10 protein-coding genes are annotated in these 17,716 nt (G+C 60.6%); 7 read left to right on the forward strand and 3 right to left on the reverse strand.

The features are described from left to right. Positions 1-127 precede the first annotated feature (127 nt). Positions 128-1,249, forward strand: a complete 1,122-nt coding sequence (locus ACHEXK_RS09975) for a Fic family protein (RefSeq protein ID WP_416545746.1) — start codon at positions 128-130, stop codon at positions 1,247-1,249. Between the two features lie 83 nt (positions 1,250-1,332). After that, positions 1,333-1,698, forward strand: a complete 366-nt coding sequence (locus tag ACHEXK_RS09980; RefSeq protein ID WP_416545748.1) for a hypothetical protein — start codon at positions 1,333-1,335, stop codon at positions 1,696-1,698. Here the strand turns inward: ACHEXK_RS09980 and ACHEXK_RS09985 are convergent. The 3 genes from ACHEXK_RS09985 to ACHEXK_RS09995 form a co-directional block, all read right to left on the reverse strand. After that, positions 1,664-1,966, reverse strand: coding sequence for an addiction module antidote protein (locus tag ACHEXK_RS09985; RefSeq protein ID WP_416545750.1), 303 nt, complete (start codon positions 1,964-1,966; stop codon positions 1,664-1,666). The genes ACHEXK_RS09980 and ACHEXK_RS09985 overlap by 35 nt on opposite strands. A 3-nt stretch (positions 1,967-1,969) precedes the next feature. Further along, the gene (locus ACHEXK_RS09990) at positions 1,970-2,266 is read right to left on the reverse strand and encodes a type II toxin-antitoxin system RelE/ParE family toxin (RefSeq protein WP_416545752.1); all 297 of its coding nucleotides are present in this window, start codon (positions 2,264-2,266) and stop codon (positions 1,970-1,972) included. A gap of 155 nt (positions 2,267-2,421) precedes the next feature. Further along, positions 2,422-3,090 (reverse strand): TetR/AcrR family transcriptional regulator, encoded by a 669-nt coding sequence (locus ACHEXK_RS09995; RefSeq protein ID WP_416545754.1) that lies wholly within the window; start codon positions 3,088-3,090, stop codon positions 2,422-2,424. 188 nt (positions 3,091-3,278) lie between these two features. Here ACHEXK_RS09995 and ACHEXK_RS10000 point away from each other — a divergent pair, with 188 nt between their 5' ends. The 5 genes from ACHEXK_RS10000 (at position 3,279) to ACHEXK_RS10020 (ending at position 17,705) form a co-directional block, all read left to right on the forward strand. Beyond that, positions 3,279-5,147 carry a sensor histidine kinase gene (locus tag ACHEXK_RS10000; RefSeq protein ID WP_416545756.1) on the forward strand — a complete coding sequence of 623 codons (1,869 nt, stop codon included), beginning with the start codon at positions 3,279-3,281 and terminating at the stop codon, positions 5,145-5,147. Further along, positions 5,134-5,838 (forward strand): response regulator transcription factor, encoded by a 705-nt coding sequence (locus ACHEXK_RS10005; protein WP_416545758.1) that lies wholly within the window; start codon positions 5,134-5,136, stop codon positions 5,836-5,838. The genes ACHEXK_RS10000 and ACHEXK_RS10005 overlap by 14 nt, the downstream gene beginning before the upstream one ends. Positions 5,839-5,965: 127 nt before the next feature. Then, a complete protein-coding gene (locus ACHEXK_RS10010) occupies positions 5,966-6,673 on the forward strand; it encodes a hypothetical protein (protein ID WP_416545760.1) in 708 nt (235 codons plus the stop codon). Between the two features lie 386 nt (positions 6,674-7,059). Then, positions 7,060-8,661, forward strand: a complete 1,602-nt coding sequence (locus ACHEXK_RS10015) for a ShlB/FhaC/HecB family hemolysin secretion/activation protein (protein ID WP_416545762.1) — start codon at positions 7,060-7,062, stop codon at positions 8,659-8,661. 38 nt (positions 8,662-8,699) lie between these two features. Continuing rightward, on the forward strand, positions 8,700-17,705 hold the full coding sequence (locus ACHEXK_RS10020; protein ID WP_416545764.1) for an autotransporter-associated beta strand repeat-containing protein: 9,006 nt from the start codon (positions 8,700-8,702) through the stop codon (positions 17,703-17,705). Positions 17,706-17,716: the final 11 nt, after the last annotated feature.

The following is a 17,716-nucleotide window of genomic DNA, read 5'->3' on the forward strand; positions in this document are numbered from 1 at the left end:
AGGCCATACCGCAAGTGAGACGATTCGCTTGTGCTGCGCCATCGATGCGGTGAATCCACATCTTTAAAGACGCAACAAATGCGGTGATTGCCTTGACTTTGCGGTGAAAACCACCCACAATCACCGCATGGAAAGCGAAGATAAGCGTTACATCTGGCAGAAAAACGACTGGCCGCACTGGGTTTACGACCACAAGCGACTGGCACCGCTGCTCGCCCAGATCCACATGGCGCAGGGGCATTTGCTCGGCCGCATGCACGACCTCGGGCTCGACGTGCGCGACCAGGCCGCCTTGCGTGTCCTGACTGAAGATGTGCTCAAGACCAGCGAAATCGAAGGTGAGAAACTCAACCCCGATTCGGTGCGTTCCTCTATCGCCCGGCGTCTGGGTGTGGACATCGGTGCCTTGGCCCCGTCAGACCGGCATGTGGATGGCGTGGTGGACATGGTGCTCGACGCTACCCAGCGGCACAACACCCCCCTGACGGCTGAACGCTTGTTTGGGTGGCACGCGGCCATGTTCCCGACCGGCTACAGCAGCCTCACCAAAATCCGCGTGGGCCAATGGCGTGACGATGCCCAAGGCCCAATGCAAGTGGTGTCAGGGCCCATCCATCGACAGAAGGTTCACTACGAAGCGCCGCCAGCACACCTGCTCGATGCCGAGATGGTGGACTTCCTGAACTGGTTCCATCTGGACCAGCACGACGACCCGGTGATCAAGGCGGGTCTGGCGCACCTGTGGTTTGTGACCATCCACCCGTTTGAGGATGGCAATGGCCGTATCGCGCGTGCCGTGGGAGACATGGCGTTGGCACGCGCTGAACAGTCGGCACAGCGCTTTTACAGCCTGTCGGCCCAGATCCAACACGAGCGCAAGGATTACTACGATCGCCTCGAAGCCACTCAAAAGGGCGACATGGATGTCACCGCCTGGCTCGAGTGGTTCCTGGCCTGCCTGCTGCGGGCCATCCAGGGGGCTGAAGCCACTCTGGCATCGGTGTTGGCCAAGGCGCGCTATTGGCAGCGCTGGGCCGGTGTGCCGATGAACGATCGTCAAATCAAACTGCTCAACAAGTTGCTCGACGGTTTTGACGGCAAACTGACCAGCAGCAAATGGGCGGCCATTGCCAAGTGCTCGCAGGATACGGCGTTGCGCGACATCTCGGACCTGGTGGAACGCGGTGCGCTGAAAAAATCAGAGGCCAGTGGCCGGAGCACCAGTTATGAGTTGGGCCCGTTGGGCTGAGCACCATCAATCCAGCCAGTACTGGACTTCTCAGCGGAAGTACGCGTGAATGCAGCTCCAACATTCCACAAGGAGCATGCAACTTGAGCACCACCCTCACCGAATTGGAACTGGCAACGCGCTGGGCCATGAGTCCCAAAACACTGCAGAGTTGGCGAGCGACAAACCGAGGGCCCGAATACCGCAAACTTGGCAAGAAGGTCCAGTACTCGCTAGCGGTCATCGAAGATTACGAAAACCAAGCCAGGACCAACGTCGCATTCTCGGGTGTCGACGAAATTCTGCTCTACCTGCAGCAGACTGGCCAGGCCGGACTTAGACCCACCCGACAGGTAGATCTTACATCGGCACACTTCACCGACTCAAGTTCAAATCCGGTCTTGGGAATTGAACCCAAGTCCACAACCATCGTTCTTAGCCTGCATGCAGAGGCTGTGCATGGAGCTTGATTCCCAGAGCAGCAGTTACTTTCAGGATGGTGGCAAAGCTGGGGTTGCCTTCCCCTGACAACGCCTTGTACAGACTCTCTCGGCCCAATCCCGTGTCACGCGAGAGCTGAGACATACCTTTGGCTCGAGCAATAGTGCCCAAGGCCTTGGCAATGAATGCCGCATCATCGCCCGCCTCCTGCAGGCAGGCTTCCAGGTAGAGTGCCATGTCCTCTTCGGTTTTGAGGTGCGCGGCACTGTCCCATTTCCGTAGCTTCAGAGCAGTCATCTGTTACTCCTTCAGTTGACGCGCTAACTCCTGCGCGGTTTGAATGTCCTTGGCCTGACTCGACTTGTCACCCCCAGCCAGCAAGATGACGATTTCCAGACCCCGCAGCGTGAAATACACCCGAAAGCCTGGACCGTGGTGGATCCGCATTTCAGAGACCCCCTCCCCCACTGACTTGTGGTCTCCGAAGTTTCCATCTTCAGCCCGATCGATACGCGCCTGGATCCGGCGGGCGGCTTGCCTGTCCTTCAAGGACTCAAACCAACCATCAAAAACTTCGGTCGTATAGATCGTCTTCATGGCCAATTGTATCAATTGGGATACAGGCTTGTCAAGCCAAGTCATTCAAACATGCGTTTCGTCAGCTTGCACAGGCCCTTCGTATAAAGGATTCCCTTTGTTTGCAGCCTTCGCCTTCACTCTTTTTTGTGCTCGTCATCCAGCCCGATGCGGGGTCATTGCACAAACTGCGCATGGTGTGAAACCTCTTGCTCAGCCCTTTGTCCTTCAGCCGCTTTTTCTGCTTTTTGCGATTTATTTTCCCAAAGGTCTCGGTGCGCATTCAGGTAAGTGCGCGGCTCCATCGCAGGAAACATGAGCAATTGCAAAATATAACCAGGAATAAACAAGGCAAACATGGCATGGGCCACACGCGCAGGGTGGATGGCGGGCCCCAGCTGGTGACCATCCCTCAATTTGCGCGCCAATTGGGTCAGAGAACGAATGATGGCCTCAAAGTGCTTGTCCAAAGAGGCTTTCACCACCGGATCCACCATGGCGGTAGACCACACATGCAAACTCATGGCACGACCGGAGCCAAGGGATGTTTGCCTGACCAGCTCCAACAGCATCAGCAGCGCATCATCGCGGCTGTATCCGTTGGCGTCTTCAGCAATAGCGTCCACGCGCGCACAAAAAGCGCCCAGATTCTGATCCATGATGGTCAATAAGATTTCTTTCTTTGATTTGAAGTAAATAAAAAGGGCGCCATTGGAAATACCCGCCGCATTCAAGATGTCTTTGATCGTGGCACCTTGGTATCCTTTTTCTGCAAATACCAGGCGAGCAACGTCGATGATGAATTTTCTTTTTTCATCGACCAGCAATTGGTTGATTTTTGGCATGCGATTGCCCTTTCAAGCTCAAAACCATTTACGCATGGCATTTGACCTTTACGGTTTCATGCACAGCGATCAGAATTTGCAGCTTAGGCCATGCGTCTTGTCCAAGCTCTCACTCACTCTCTTTGGCCAATCCTCTCATTCGCTCTCAGCCAGTTTGCTAACCTGATGCCGTGCCTATTCATTTTTTCATGATCCGACTCAGCCTGTTGCTGTCCATGGCCCTGGCAGCTTCGCTGGTGCATGCAGCGCCGTCGCCCGCCCAGCCCGAGGGCCTTGTCACGATGGATGTGGCGTTTTGTGTGGCACCACCCGACGACCGCCCCTTGCGTGCACAAACAGATTGCACACTCCGCCAAAAACCCACGCAAGAAGGTCCGCTACAAGCATGGCTGCGCATCGGCAACGCCACCAGCGAACCACAAAGACGCACGCTGGTGGTGTCACCTTACTATCACAACACCGTCGAAATCTATCGACTGGCATCAGGATCCTGGGTCTTGGTCGAAACGGGTGGCGCCAGCCTAGGTGGGCATGCGTCGTCAGCCAGTTTGGGTGGGCATCGTTTTGCATTCACATTTCCGGCCGGAGAAACTCAGGTGCTGGTCCGGATTCCCAGCGATCCCTCCGCGCCCAAAGTCACGCACTTTCGAGTCGCCTTAGAAGACAGTGGCAACCCATTCAACAAAGAGCAAGTGCTGCTGGGTCTGCACATTGGCATGCTGCTGATGGTGTGCTTGTTGATGCTCATGAGCTGGGCGGTAGAGCGTTCGGTCTTGCAATTTCGTTTGCTGCTGCTGACAGCCGCAACGCTGCTGTGTGTGCTGATTGGCTCTGGCGCGCTCTACCTGCTCTGGCCCGGTGCTTCACCCCACTGGTGGGGCACGGTGATTTTTGGCGCCAGCATCATTTTTCGCATCGCGATTCAAGGCTGGATTTACGATGCCATGGTCCGACCCTATCAAAAAGACCTGAAGTACCTGCGACTGACGCGCGGGCTGTATGCGACCGCCTGGATCGCTGTGCTGGCCTTCTTCGTCAATGGGCATTTGCTGGGGTGGGTGCTCAGCATCGTGCTGCTGCTGGCGGTTTCTGCCATCTCGGCCTTTGGTCTGCACGCAGCGGTGGACATGCCGCCCCGTTTGCGCCGCATTCTTCAGGCCTCTCTTGCCGGATTTCTTTTTCTCAATTTTGGCGGCTTCATTGGCATGATGCTGACACAGGGGCAAAACAACGTCCCTGTTTATATCTCCCGATTGATTGATTTGGGTTTGCCTCTGGGGGCGCTGGTCATGACCCTGCTGCGCAACAAAGTATTGGAGCAAGAGTACCAACGCACCAAAGAAACGCTGACCCGTCAAACGTTTGCGCTGGAATCCGAGCGGCAAACACGCAATGAAAAACGGATGTTGCTGGACATGTTGACGCATGAGATCAAAAATCCTTTGGCATCGATCAATTTTGCACTGACCACCTTGTCGCAATCGCCAGAAGGACAGCACGGGCAAACACCCAGGCGGCTGGAAAACATCTCCCGATCCGTGCAGACGATTGACCAGATCATCGAACACTGCAATCTGGCCAACGGCATCGAAGACGAACGCATCCAGCCGCAAATGGCATGCACCGATTTGAAGCGCATGTTTCAGGACTTGCTTGCAACCTCCTCGCAATCGGATCGTTTGTTGCTAACGGTCGATACCTCGTTTCAGGTTGAAACCGATATTTATTTGCTGCGAATGATCGTGGCCAACTTGATTGACAACGCACTCAAATATGCACCCGTCAACACACCTGTTCATATCGAGCCTTTTGAGCTGCTACAAGCGTCCCGTCAAGCTTGGGGCTTTCGCATCAGCAACGCACTGACGCCCGACATGGTCCCCGATCCTGAACAAATCTTCGAACGTTACTACCGCCACCCCTTGACGCAAGAGCTGCGCGGCTCTGGACTGGGCTTGTCGATCTGCCGCCAGATCTGTCATTTGTTGGGGGGGCACATCAACTACCGTTGCGATGAGGTGAGCATCACATTCGAGGTCTGTTTTGAATCCACTTAAAGCTTTGGCCATCGTTGAAGATGACGCCGTATTGCGCGAGGAATTGAGTTGCTTCTTTGTCAATCAGGGCTATCTGGTGCATGAGGCCAACAGCCATCAAGGTCTTCTGGATATTTTGAAACTGCACGACATTCAGGTGGTTGTTCTAGACTTGAACCTGCCTGGCAAAAACGGCTATGAAATCGCCACCTGGTTGAAGCACGATTTACCCAGATTGGGCGTGGTGATCATGACCGCACGCACCTCGCTGACCGACCGCATCAAGGGCTACGACGTTGGGGCTGATCTTTATCTGCCCAAACCCACCAACCCCATGGAACTGTTGGCTGCCGTTCGCAGCCTGACCAAGAGGTTGCAAGACGCGGCGCCTCAAACCCAGAAGTTTCAACTCAGCATGCAAGCACGGCGCATGACGTCTTTGGAGGCCTGCTGCGACGACCTCACAGGGATAGAGGTGTTCTTGTTGCGGGTATTGGCCATGAGTCCGGATAAAACCGTGGACATCGGTGAAATGCTCAATATCTTGGAAGAAAAATTCACCGCCCGCACCCTCACACGCCGCGCATTGGAAAACATTTTCAGTCGCCTGAGAAAAAAGCTCACAACCGCTTTTGACAATGACCTTGACCCCATCAAAGCCGTTCGAGGTTTCGGCTACCAACTGACATGGAGCATTGAAATTGTGGACTAGATACGCACGGCAAAACTTCAACTTCGGGCTGGTTTTATGGCTGAACTTTGCAGGGGTCGGTGCGGCGCTTGCAGAAGAAACATCGCCACTTTCTTTGCTTTATGCACCGCGACAAGGCAGCGTGCTGATGACAAGCGCTGTCAGCGCAGAAAACACCGATTCCGAACTGCGATCGCCGTTGTTCCATCACCAGGGCACAACGCGACACGGTTTGCTGTCACAGACGCTGGACTATGGCGTGACCCACCAACTGACCGCTTCGGTCACCGAGGTGTACGCGAAGGCTTTTGAAAGCAATCCTTACAACCGCGCCGAAGGCCGTGTGGGGTTCAGAAGTCCGCGATTTCAATTGAGTGCATGGACGCCTCTTCAAGCACAGTGGATGCTGAAGTCCAGCGTCGGCCTGCAGTTCAATCCGTCGTCCGCGTCCTCTTTGAACTACGCACTGGTGGCGGGCGATGTGATGTTTCAGCCCACCCCCCATCAGGTGCTGGCCGCGGGTCTGACGTACACCGACCACAAACTCATTGGCAGCCATTCGCACGCTTGGCGCAGCGAATGGGGCACGTCCCTGGGCATCTATCAACTGCGGCTGAAGTACGCGCAAGAGCATCTGGCCAAGTCTGAAGGGGCACTGGGGCGCATCGACCCGAGCACTTATTCGAGCTGGCAAATCGACATTGGCCGGCCGTTGGCCCCGGGGTTTTGGGGACAGGTGAGCTATGCCGCTGAACGCCACCAACTGACTTGGACGCAAGCCCCTTTGCCCATGCCTGTTGTCAACCAACGCCATTTGCAGCGGCTCACGGCCGCATTGAAATGGACATGGGACTGAACAGCTTGCACGTGTTCTGCGTCTGCGCAAAAAGAGTGTCGATAAATTTACGGCCTGAGTTGCAGACTTCAGCCAGTTTTCGGCCAACAAATTAAGCACCTTAGATTTATTGAATGAAATTTATTAATAACTGACCATACATTTACCACTCTCTATTTTTCTATTGACACAGTCATCAGCAGGCGTTCCCCACCCTAATATGAGCTCAGTTTGGGCATCACCCAACGTGAAGCTGCCTGTACTGAACACTTGTCGATAGCTTGAAACCATCAACCCTTGTCCGCGCCAAAAGGCTGACCGTAGCCTTGAGCATTTGCTGCATTGCGACGGCAAATGCACAGACGTCCCCGACTGTCCCGACCCCTTCTGTGCTCCCCCACTTGGACATGCGGATACTGCCTGTGCCAAGCACGCCGTCACCCCAGTTTCCAGAACGCCCCGCACCTTTGCGAGAGATGGCCAAACCCGATGACGATGCACTCATCAAGATCGCTGGCTTTGCGCTGCCAGAAAATGCACCCGAGGCTTTGCGCCTGGCGCTGCCAGTGCTCACACAACGCTTCACAGGCGAAGACCGCCGCTTTGAAGACCTGGCGGGTGCGGCCGCCGAAATCACCCGCTGGCTGCAGCGCGAATTGGGCTGGTACCTTGGGTACGCCTATGTGCCGGTGCAAGTGCCGCAGGTCACCGCAGATGGCAGCATCGTGCAACTGGCCCTTCTGGAAGGGCGGCTCGACAGGGTCGTTCTGAACTGGGACGAGGGCATTGCTGTCAAAAGGGAGGTGGTCGAAGCGCATCTGGCCCACTTGGTCCCGGGCCAAATTCTGTCGGTACGCGAGATGGAGCGCACGGTGTTTCTGATCAACGACCTGCGGGGCCTGACCGCCCAGTTTGAAGTGCGTGCGGGCAAAACCACAGGCACCGCCGAACTGGTGGTCACCGCCAAACCCGAGGACCGCTGGTCCATCAAGCTGGAGTCAGACCTCAATGGCTCGCGCTACATGGGACAAACACGCATCGGCGCTCTGGGTCAATGGAACAGTCCCTTAGGTCTTGGCGACGTGTTGACCAGCACCTTGATGAGTTCCAGCACGGGGGGGCTGCGTTTCGGCTTGCTGGGCTACACCGCCCCCATGGGTTCAAACGGCACCAAGCTGAGCACAGCGCTGTCCGCCGTGTCTTACGCTTTGGACAAACAACAGTTTCCGCTCGAGCTGCACGGCAGTGCCATGACGTTCAATGTCAGCGCGCTTTACCCCTGGGTGCGCTCGCGCAACCTGAATGTGTTTTCCATCGCCTCTGTCGAGCGCAAACACTACGAAGACAGCAACATCGTCAACAGCACACGCAAGCGGGTGGAGACCTTCACCCTGGGCAGCACAGGGGATTTCAGGGACAGTGTGCTGGGCGGGGGCGTCAACACCTATGACGCCTCCCTGGTCAGTGGCCAGGTGCGCTATCCACAGGGGCGTCCGAGTGGTCTTTTGGACGCCGCCCATTTCAGCAAAGTCACCGCCAGCGCGACCCGCTTGCAAGACATTGCTTCTGGTCGATTGCTGGGCTATTTGGCTTTGCGCGGCCAATGGAGTGACAAGAACCTGGACACCACCGAGCAGTTTCGTGTCGGCGGTCCGGACGGTGTCCGTGGCTTCGCTCCGGGTGAAGGAACGGGCGACGCCGGCGCCATTGCCACCCTGGAGCTGCGCTGGCTGTTGCCGCAAGCGTGGTTTGGCCGGGTTGCGCGCGAGATGGTTGCCAGCGCTTTTTACGATGCCGGCCACATCCGCTACCGCAACCAACCGGCCCCCGGATCCAGGACCGCCACCCACGACACCTTCACGTCAGCAGGCATCGGCCTGGCTTGGGTTCGCCCAGAAAAATGGTCACTGCGTTTCACCCTGGCCCAACCCCAACGGGGCACACCCCTGAGCGATACACGTGTGCGTGATCCACGCCTGTATGCCCTCGCCAATTTCTATTTCCGCTGATGGGTTTGCCCTGAACGCACCCCAAGCCCGCAACTGCCATGACACCCCATCTGCCACAGCCCATGCCAACCATCCGGGGCTTTGGCGCAGGGTCCAGAAACAACAACAGCGCGTTCACAGCCCGGCTCAGGCCGGTGGCTTTGGCCGCCGCTCTGCTCTCGGCTTATACACACTTGAGTGCCTTGGCCGATTTGCCGCGGGGCGCACAGCTGAGATTTGGCCAAGCCCAAGTACAAACCACCGCCCCCGGCCAAATGACCATTTCGCAATCCAGCGCGCGCGCCGGGCTGGACTGGCAGAGTTTCTCGATTGGCAGCGGCCAAAGCGTGTTGGTCCAGCAACCCAGTGCCAATTCGGTATTGGTCAACCGCGTGGTGGGCAGTGACCCTTCGCTCATCTTGGGCAGTCTGCGCGCCAACGGCAGCGTCTGGCTGCTCAACCCCAGCGGCATTGTGTTCGGTGCCAACGCTCAGGTGAATGTGGGCGGGCTTGTGGCCAGCACCCTCGTGGTGCGCGATGGGCTCCAGTCAGGGCGTCTTGTGCTGGAGCGCGGCCCCAACGGTGCCGCAGCGCTGGTCGCCGATGGCACCATCACGGCCCCCAACGGCACGGTGGTGCTGGCGGCACCGCAACTCACGGTCGGCCCGCAGGCCCAGATCCAGGCCCAGCGCGTGGGTTTGGCTGCAGCCACCCACGTCAGCGTCGATGTGGAGGGCGATGGTCTGATGCTCTTCAACGTCAGCAACGACGGCAACTTGGACACACGCCTGAACTTGCTGGGCAATGCCAGTGCCTCCGCCGGCGGCAGCGTGGAGGCCCGTGCCGCAGCGCGCGCCGGTTTTGCCGACACGGTGTTGAACCTGGAAGGGGTGGTGCGTGCCCGCAGTCTGAGCACGCGCCAGGGGCAGATCGTCATCGATGGCGGCGCAGCAGGCACCACCCGCGTGGCAGGCCATGTGGATGCCAGCGGCACCAACACCGACGAACGCGGCGGCCAGGTGCAGGTGCTGGGCCAACACATCAGGCTCGATACCGGCGCCAACATCAACGCATCTGGCCCGGCCGGTGGCGGCACGGTGCTGGTGGGCGGCGACTGGCAAGGCAGCGGCAACCTACCCCAGGCCACCACGGTCACCATGCAGGCAGGCACCCACATCGACGCCAGCGCCACTTTGCAGGGCGATGGCGGCAAGGTGGTGCTGTGGAGTGATGTGCACAATGCCAGCAGCCAAACCACCATCGCAGGCAGCATCAACGCCGAAGGGCATGGCAACCTGTCGATCGGTGGCCAGATTGAAACGTCCAGCGCAAAACTTCGTATCTCGGACAGCGCCCGTGTCCGCATGGGTGGCCAAGGCTCCACAGGTGGCCTCTGGCTGCTCGACCCCACCGACTTCACCATCGCCGCCTCGGGCGGTGACATCACAGGCGCTACACTGGCTGGCTCGATCACCGCAAACACTACCGTGGAGGTGCTCAACACGCAAGGGGCCAGCGGCACATCAGGCAATATCCATCTCAACGACACGGTGAGCTGGGCCAACACCGGTGTGCTCAAGCTCACCGCCGCAGGCGGCGTGGTAGGAACGACAGGTGCCATCGACATGACAGGCGCCGGCGGCCTGGTCGTCAACCAGGCCGGCACCACGTCTTTCTCCGGTGTCATCTCCGGTACCGGAGGCGTAACCAAGACCGGCTCAGGCACCCTCACTCTCTCTGGCCCCAACACCTACTCCGGCGCAACCACCGTCAGCGCCGGCACTCTTTCGATCGCAGCCGACACCGCTCTGGGTACCGCCCCCGTCACCGCCACCGCCGGCCACCTCACGCTCGACGGCGGTACGCTGGCCATCACCGCCGACATGACGCTGTCAGATAAGCGTGGGCTTTCGCTGGGCTCGGGCAACGGCACGCTCGACGTGGCCAGCGGCAAGACCTTGAGCTACGCAGGCATCGCCGCCGGTACCGGAGGCGTAACCAAGACCGGCTCAGGCACCCTCACTCTCTCTGGCCCCAACACCTACTCCGGCGCAACCACCGTCTCCGGGGGCACCTTGCAGGTAGGCAACGGCAGCACCAGCGGCACGCTGGGCGCAGGTGCAGTCACCAACAACAGCACCCTGATTTTCAACCGCAGTGATGCTCTCACTGTGACCAACGAAATCTCAGGCTCCGGCGATCTGACCAAGACCGGCTCTGGCACCCTCACCCTCTCTGGCCCCAACACCTACTCCGGCTCCACCACCATCAACGCCGGCACCCTGGCCATCACACACAACAACGCATTGGGCACCACCGCTGCCGGAACCACCGTCGCCAGTGGTGCCACACTGGACCTGCAAAGTGTGACAGTCGGCGCAGAAGCCATCACCCTCAACGGCGGTACGCTGGCCACCTCTTTTGGTGCCTCCAGCATTTTTGGCACCGTGACCCTGGGCGCCAACGCCGATTTCAGCGTTACCGGCAACTCTTTGAACATGACCGGCGCTGTCAACGGGCCCTACGCCCTGACCGTGACTGGATCTGGTGCCTTGACACTGGCGGGTGGCGTGGGCCAAACCACCGTTTTGACCAGCCTGGCTATTGCGGCACCGGTGACATTGGCATCCAACGTCACCACCTCCGGCACCCAGTCCTACACCGGCGCTGTGACCTTGAGCGGTGGCAACCGCACGCTGACCACCACCAACAGCAACATCACTTTCAGCAGCAACAGCACCATCAACAGTTTGGACGCCACCGCCCGCAACCTGACGCTGGCCATGGGCACCGGCACCGCCACCTTCGGTGGTGCTGTCGGCGCCACCAACGCCCTGGGTGCCATCGACATCACCGGCGCACTAGACCTCAATGCAGGCATCACTTCGGCCGCCTCTTTGTCCGTCTCCGGCTCCTCCGACCTGGGCGCCAACGTCACCACCTCCGGCGCACAAACCTATTCAGGCGCTGTCACCTTGAGCGGTGGCAACCGCACGCTGACCACCACCGACAGCAACATCACTTTCAGCAACACCGTTGACTCGGCCAATCCCACCGCCCGCGCCCTGACGCTGGCCATGGGCACCGGCACCGCCACCTTCGGTGGTGCTGTCGGCGCCACCAACGCCCTGGGTGCCATCGACATCACCGGCGCACTAGACCTCAATGCAGGCATCACTTCGGCCGCCTCTTTGTCCGTCTCCGGCTCCTCCGACCTGGGCGCCAACGTCACCACCTCCGGCGCACAAACCTATTCAGGCGCTGTCACCTTGAGCGGTGGCAACCGCACGCTGACCACCACCGACAGCAACATCACTTTCAGCAACACCGTTGACTCGGCCAATCCCACCGCCCGCGCCCTGACGCTGGCCATGGGCACCGGCACCGCCACCTTCGGTGGTGCTGTCGGCGCCACCAACGCCCTGGGTGCCATCGACATCACCGGCGCACTAGACCTCAATGCAGGCATCACTTCGGCCGCCTCTTTGTCCGTCTCCGGCTCCTCCGACCTGGGCGCCAACGTCACCACCTCCGGCGCACAAACCTATTCAGGCGCTGTCACCTTGAGCGGTGGCAACCGCACGCTGACCACCACCGACAGCAACATCACTTTCAGCAACACCGTTGACTCGGCCAATCCCACCGCCCGCGCCCTGACGCTGGCCATGGGCACCGGCACCGCCACCTTCGGTGGCGCTGTCGGCGCCACCAACGCCCTGGGTGCCATCGACATCACCGGCGCACTAGACCTCAATGCAGGCATCACTTCGGCCGCCTCTTTGTCCGTCTCCGGCTCCTCCGACCTGGGCGCCAACGTCACCACCTCCGGCGCACAAACCTATTCAGGCGCTGTCACCTTGAGCGGTGGCAACCGCACGCTGACCACCACCGACAGCAACATCACTTTCAGCAACACCGTTGACTCGGCCAATCCCACCGCCCGCGCCCTGACGCTGGCCATGGGCACCGGCACCGCCACCTTCGGTGGTGCTGTCGGCGCCACCAACGCCCTGGGTGCCATCGACATCACCGGCGCACTAGACCTCAATGCAGGCATCACTTCGGCCGCCTCTTTGTCCGTCTCCGGCTCCTCCGACCTGGGCGCCAACGTCACCACCTCCGGCGCACAAACCTATTCAGGCGCTGTCACCTTGAGCGGTGGCAACCGCACGCTGACCACCACCGACAGCAACATCACTTTCAGCAACACCGTTGACTCGGCCAATCCCACCGCCCGCGCCCTGACGCTGGCCATGGGCACCGGCACCGCCACCTTCGGTGGCGCTGTCGGCGCCACCAACGCCCTGGGTGCCATCGACATCACCGGCGCACTAGACCTCAATGCAGGCATCACTTCGGCCGCCTCTTTGTCCGTCTCCGGCTCCTCCGACCTGGGCGCCAACGTCACCACCTCCGGCGCACAAACCTATTCAGGCGCTGTCACCTTGAGCGGTGGCAACCGCACGCTGACCACCACCGACAGCAACATCACTTTCAGCAACACCGTTGACTCGGCCAATCCCACCGCCCGCGCCCTGACGCTGGCCATGGGCACCGGCACCGCCACCTTCGGTGGCGCTGTCGGCGCCACCAACGCCCTGGGTGCCATCGACATCACCGGCGCACTAGACCTCAATGCAGACATCACTTCGGCCGCCTCTTTGTCCGTCTCCGGCACGACCGACCTGGGCGCCAACGTCACCACCTCCGGCACCCAGTCCTACACCGGCGCTGTGACCTTGAGCGGTGGCAACCGCACGCTGACCACCACCGACAGCAACATCACTTTCAGCAACACCGTTGACTCGGCCAATCCCACCGCCCGCGCCCTGACGCTGGCCATGGGCACCGGCACCGCCACCTTCGGTGGCGCTGTCGGCGCCACCAACGCCCTGGGTGCCATCGACATCACCGGCGCACTAGACCTCAATGCAGACATCACTTCGGCCGCCTCTTTGTCCGTCTCCGGCACGACCGACCTGGGCGCCAACGTCACCACCTCCGGCACCCAGTCCTACACCGGCGCTGTGACCTTGAGCGGTGGCAACCGCACGCTGACCACCACCGACAGCAACATCACTTTCAGCAACACCGTTGACTCGGCCAATCCCACCGCCCGCGCCCTGACGCTGGCCATGGGCACCGGCACCGCCACCTTCGGTGGCGCTGTCGGCGCCACCAACGCCCTGGGTGCCATCGACATCACCGGCGCACTAGACCTCAATGCAGACATCACTTCGGCCGCCTCTTTGTCCGTCTCCGGCACGACCGACCTGGGCGCCAACGTCACCACCTCCGGCACCCAGTCCTACACCGGCGCTGTGACCTTGAGCGGTGGCAACCGCACGCTGACCACCACCGACAGCAACATCACTTTCAGCAACACCGTTGACTCGGCCAATCCCACCGCCCGCGCCCTGACGCTGGCCATGGGCACCGGCACCGCCACCTTCGGTGGCGCTGTCGGCGCCACCAACGCCCTGGGTGCCATCGACATCACCGGCGCACTAGACCTCAATGCAGACATCACTTCGGCCGCCTCTTTGTCCGTCTCCGGCACGACCGACCTGGGCGCCAACGTCACCACCTCCGGCACCCAGTCCTACACCGGCGCTGTGACCTTGAGCGGTGGCAACCGCACGCTGACCACCACCGACAGCAACATCACTTTCAGCAACACCGTTGACTCGGCCAATCCCACCGCCCGCGCCCTGACGCTGGCCATGGGCACCGGCACCGCCACCTTCGGTGGCGCTGTCGGCGCCACCAACGCCCTGGGTGCCATCGACATCACCGGCGCACTAGACCTCAATGCAGACATCACTTCGGCCGCCTCTTTGTCCGTCTCCGGCACGACCGACCTGGGCGCCAACGTCACCACCTCCGGCACCCAGTCCTACACCGGCGCTGTGACCTTGAGCGGTGGCAACCGCACGCTGACCACCACCGACAGCAACATCACTTTCAGCAGCAACAGCACCATCAACAGTTTGGACGCCACCGCCCGCGCCCTGACGCTGGCCATGGGCACCGGCACCGCCACCTTCGGTGGTGCTGTCGGCGCCACCAACGCCCTGGGTGCCATCGACATCACCGGCGCACTAGACCTCAATGCAGGCATCACTTCGGCCGCCTCTTTGTCCGTCTCCGGCTCCTCCGACCTGGGCGCCAACGTCACCACCTCCGGCACCCAGTCCTACACCGGCGCTGTGACCTTGAGCGGTGGCAACCGCACGCTGACCACCACCGACAGCAACATCACTTTCAGCAGCAACAGCACCATCAACAGTTTGGACGCCACCGCCCGCGCCCTGACGCTGGCCATGGGCACCGGCACCGCCACCTTCGGTGGTGCTGTCGGCGCCACCAACGCCCTGGGTGCCATCGACATCACCGGCGCACTAGACCTCAATGCAGGCATCACTTCGGCCGCCTCTTTGTCCGTCTCCGGCTCCTCCGACCTGGGCGCCAACGTCACCACCTCCGGCACCCAGTCCTACACCGGCGCTGTCACTGTTTCTGCTGACAGCATCGTGACCGGCTCGCACATCACCATGCAGGCGTTGGCATTGGAGTCGGGCGGTTTTGGGCATCAGCTGTCGGTGGCCAACACCGACACCGCCTCAGCCATCACAAGCGTGATCAGTGGTGCAGGTGGCCTGACCAAGACCGGCGCTGGCACCCTCACCCTCTCGGGGAACAACACCTACACCGGTGGCACCACCATCTCCGGGGGCATATTGGCACTGGCCACCTCGGGCACGATTGCCGCCAGCTCAGGGGTCACCATCCACAACGCGGGCACCTTCTCCATTGCAGGGGACAAGACCCTCAAATCTCTCAGCAGTGCCAGCACCTCGGCTATGACCAGCCTGGGCAGCTTCACCCTGACGGTTGGCGATGCCAGCGACACCTTGAGCACCGTGAGCACTTATGCCGGTGCCATCAGCGGCACCGGTGGCCTGACCAAGACCGGCGCAGGCACACTCACCCTCTTGGGCAACAACGCCTACGCCGGCACCACCACTGTCTCCAGGGGCACCCTGCAGGTAGGCAACGGCAGCACCAGCGGCACGCTGGGAACAGGTGCAGTCATCAACAACGCAACCCTCACTTTCAACCGCAGTGATGCACTCACTGTGGCCAACGAGATCTCAGGCTCCGGCGATCTGACCAAGACCGGCTCTGGCACCCTCACTCTCTCTGGCCCCAACACCTACTCCGGCGCAACCACCGTCAATGCAGGCACTTTGGTGCTGACGGGAGCACTGAACAATGCAAGCCATGTCAATTTGAACGGGACATCGGTGTGGGATCTGCGCACAACTCAAACCGTGGCCAGCCTGAACATGGCCAGCGGCACAAGCATCACGAATGGCGCAGGCACATCGGCTTTAACGGTCACGGGCACTTCGACTTTGGCCAACCGCATCAACACTTCCGGCACCCAAACCTACAGGAGTGCAGTCACACTGGGCGCAGACGTGACGCTGACCGCCAGCACAGTCAACACCGAAAGCACCCTGGCGGGCAGCAACCACGCCCTGGCCATCGTCGGCGCAGCCAACATCGGCGGTGCCTACACGGGCTTGAGCAGCCTGAACGTCTCCGGTGCCTCCACCCTCGGCGCCAACATCAGCACCACCGGCACCCAAACCTATGCGGGTGCCGTGACTTTGAGCGGTGCTGACCGCAGCTTGACCGGCAGCACGGTCAACACCCAAAGCACCCTGGCTGGCGGCGGCCACGCACTGGCCATCGTCGGTGCCGCCAACATCGGCGGTGCCTACACGGGCCTGAGCAGCCTGAACGTCTCGGGCGCCTCCACCCTCGGCGCCGACGTCAGCACCACGGGCACGCAAACCTACCAAGGTGCGGTGACCTTGATCAACGGTGGCAGGACGCTGACAGGAAGCGCCATCACCGCAAACAATGCGGGCAACCTTTGGGGTTCCGTTTTGTCTTTGACAGCAACGGACGCCGTCAACATCTCCGGAGGCAACGGTCCATTGACCCTGGGTTCAGTGACTGCAGGCGCAGGCGGCAGCATCCGTGCTGGCACGGTGCATTTGAATGACCAAATGACGGTTTCAAGCGGTACGCTGACTTTGTTGGCCAGCGCAGATGCTTCTGGCAACACAACGAGCAGCAACAAGCTGAGCCCCACACAAACTTCCGTTCACTACAGCGCCGACGTGGTGACACAAGGCACCAACGGCAAAATCGATCTCTTACAAGGCGCCCGCCTGGTGGTTCTGGCCCCGGGCAACTCGGCCAACGGTGGCGTTGGCGTTGGCGGCAGCGTCGCCCTGACCCACGCGGACAACAGCTTTGCCGGTGAGCTGGAAATTCTCAGTGGTGCGGCCAATGCCACCTGGTCAGCTCACCTTGGCAATGGTCAATCGGTTCAGGGCAGGGTGCAGGTCAACGGCTCTGGGGTGCGCATTGGGGGCGCAGGCATCGAAGCGGACATCGTCTCTGTGCGCGCCAACCAGTTGTCCACCCTGGGCCATGCCGTGATCACCGCCCGCATGCCTTTCAACAACGTGATGGAGGCCAGCGCCACGGTGCCGGGGCTGACCCTGGCGCTGGCACCTGCCGCTTTTTCTCTCGCTTCGCCGTTTGGCCGCACAGGTGCCGAAATCGCGGTCAATGTGGGCTACGGCTCCTCGTTCAATACGGGCCTGGTCAGCGCGCTGCCTCAAAACGGTGCCCAGGGTGCCACCGCTGTGGTCTTGAAGGGCCCGACCGTAGGCAATGGCTACACCTTCTATTCCACCAATGCCGGCATCCAAAGCGAGATTCCGGTGTATTACAACGGCTTGATGCCTTCCACGCCCGAAGTTTCGGGTGCGATTTCGGCCACCATCTCGGTGATCGAAAACGCCCGCAGGCAAGGCTTCGAGGAAGCCCTGCGCACCGAAAACGTGGCGACCCGGCTGCGCTCGGGTGTGATTGCCGAAGTGGGCCCAGGGCGCTCTGCAACGACGGGCTCGCAAGGCATCGCCCTGCCAGAGCTATGCGATCCCGAAGTTACCTGGGATTGCAAAGGAGAGGAGAAGTGAAAACACCCTCG

It is taken from the genome of Limnohabitans sp. DCL3, from assembly GCF_048019295.1.
In the GTDB taxonomy this organism is placed as follows: domain Bacteria; phylum Pseudomonadota; class Gammaproteobacteria; order Burkholderiales; family Burkholderiaceae_C; genus Limnohabitans_A.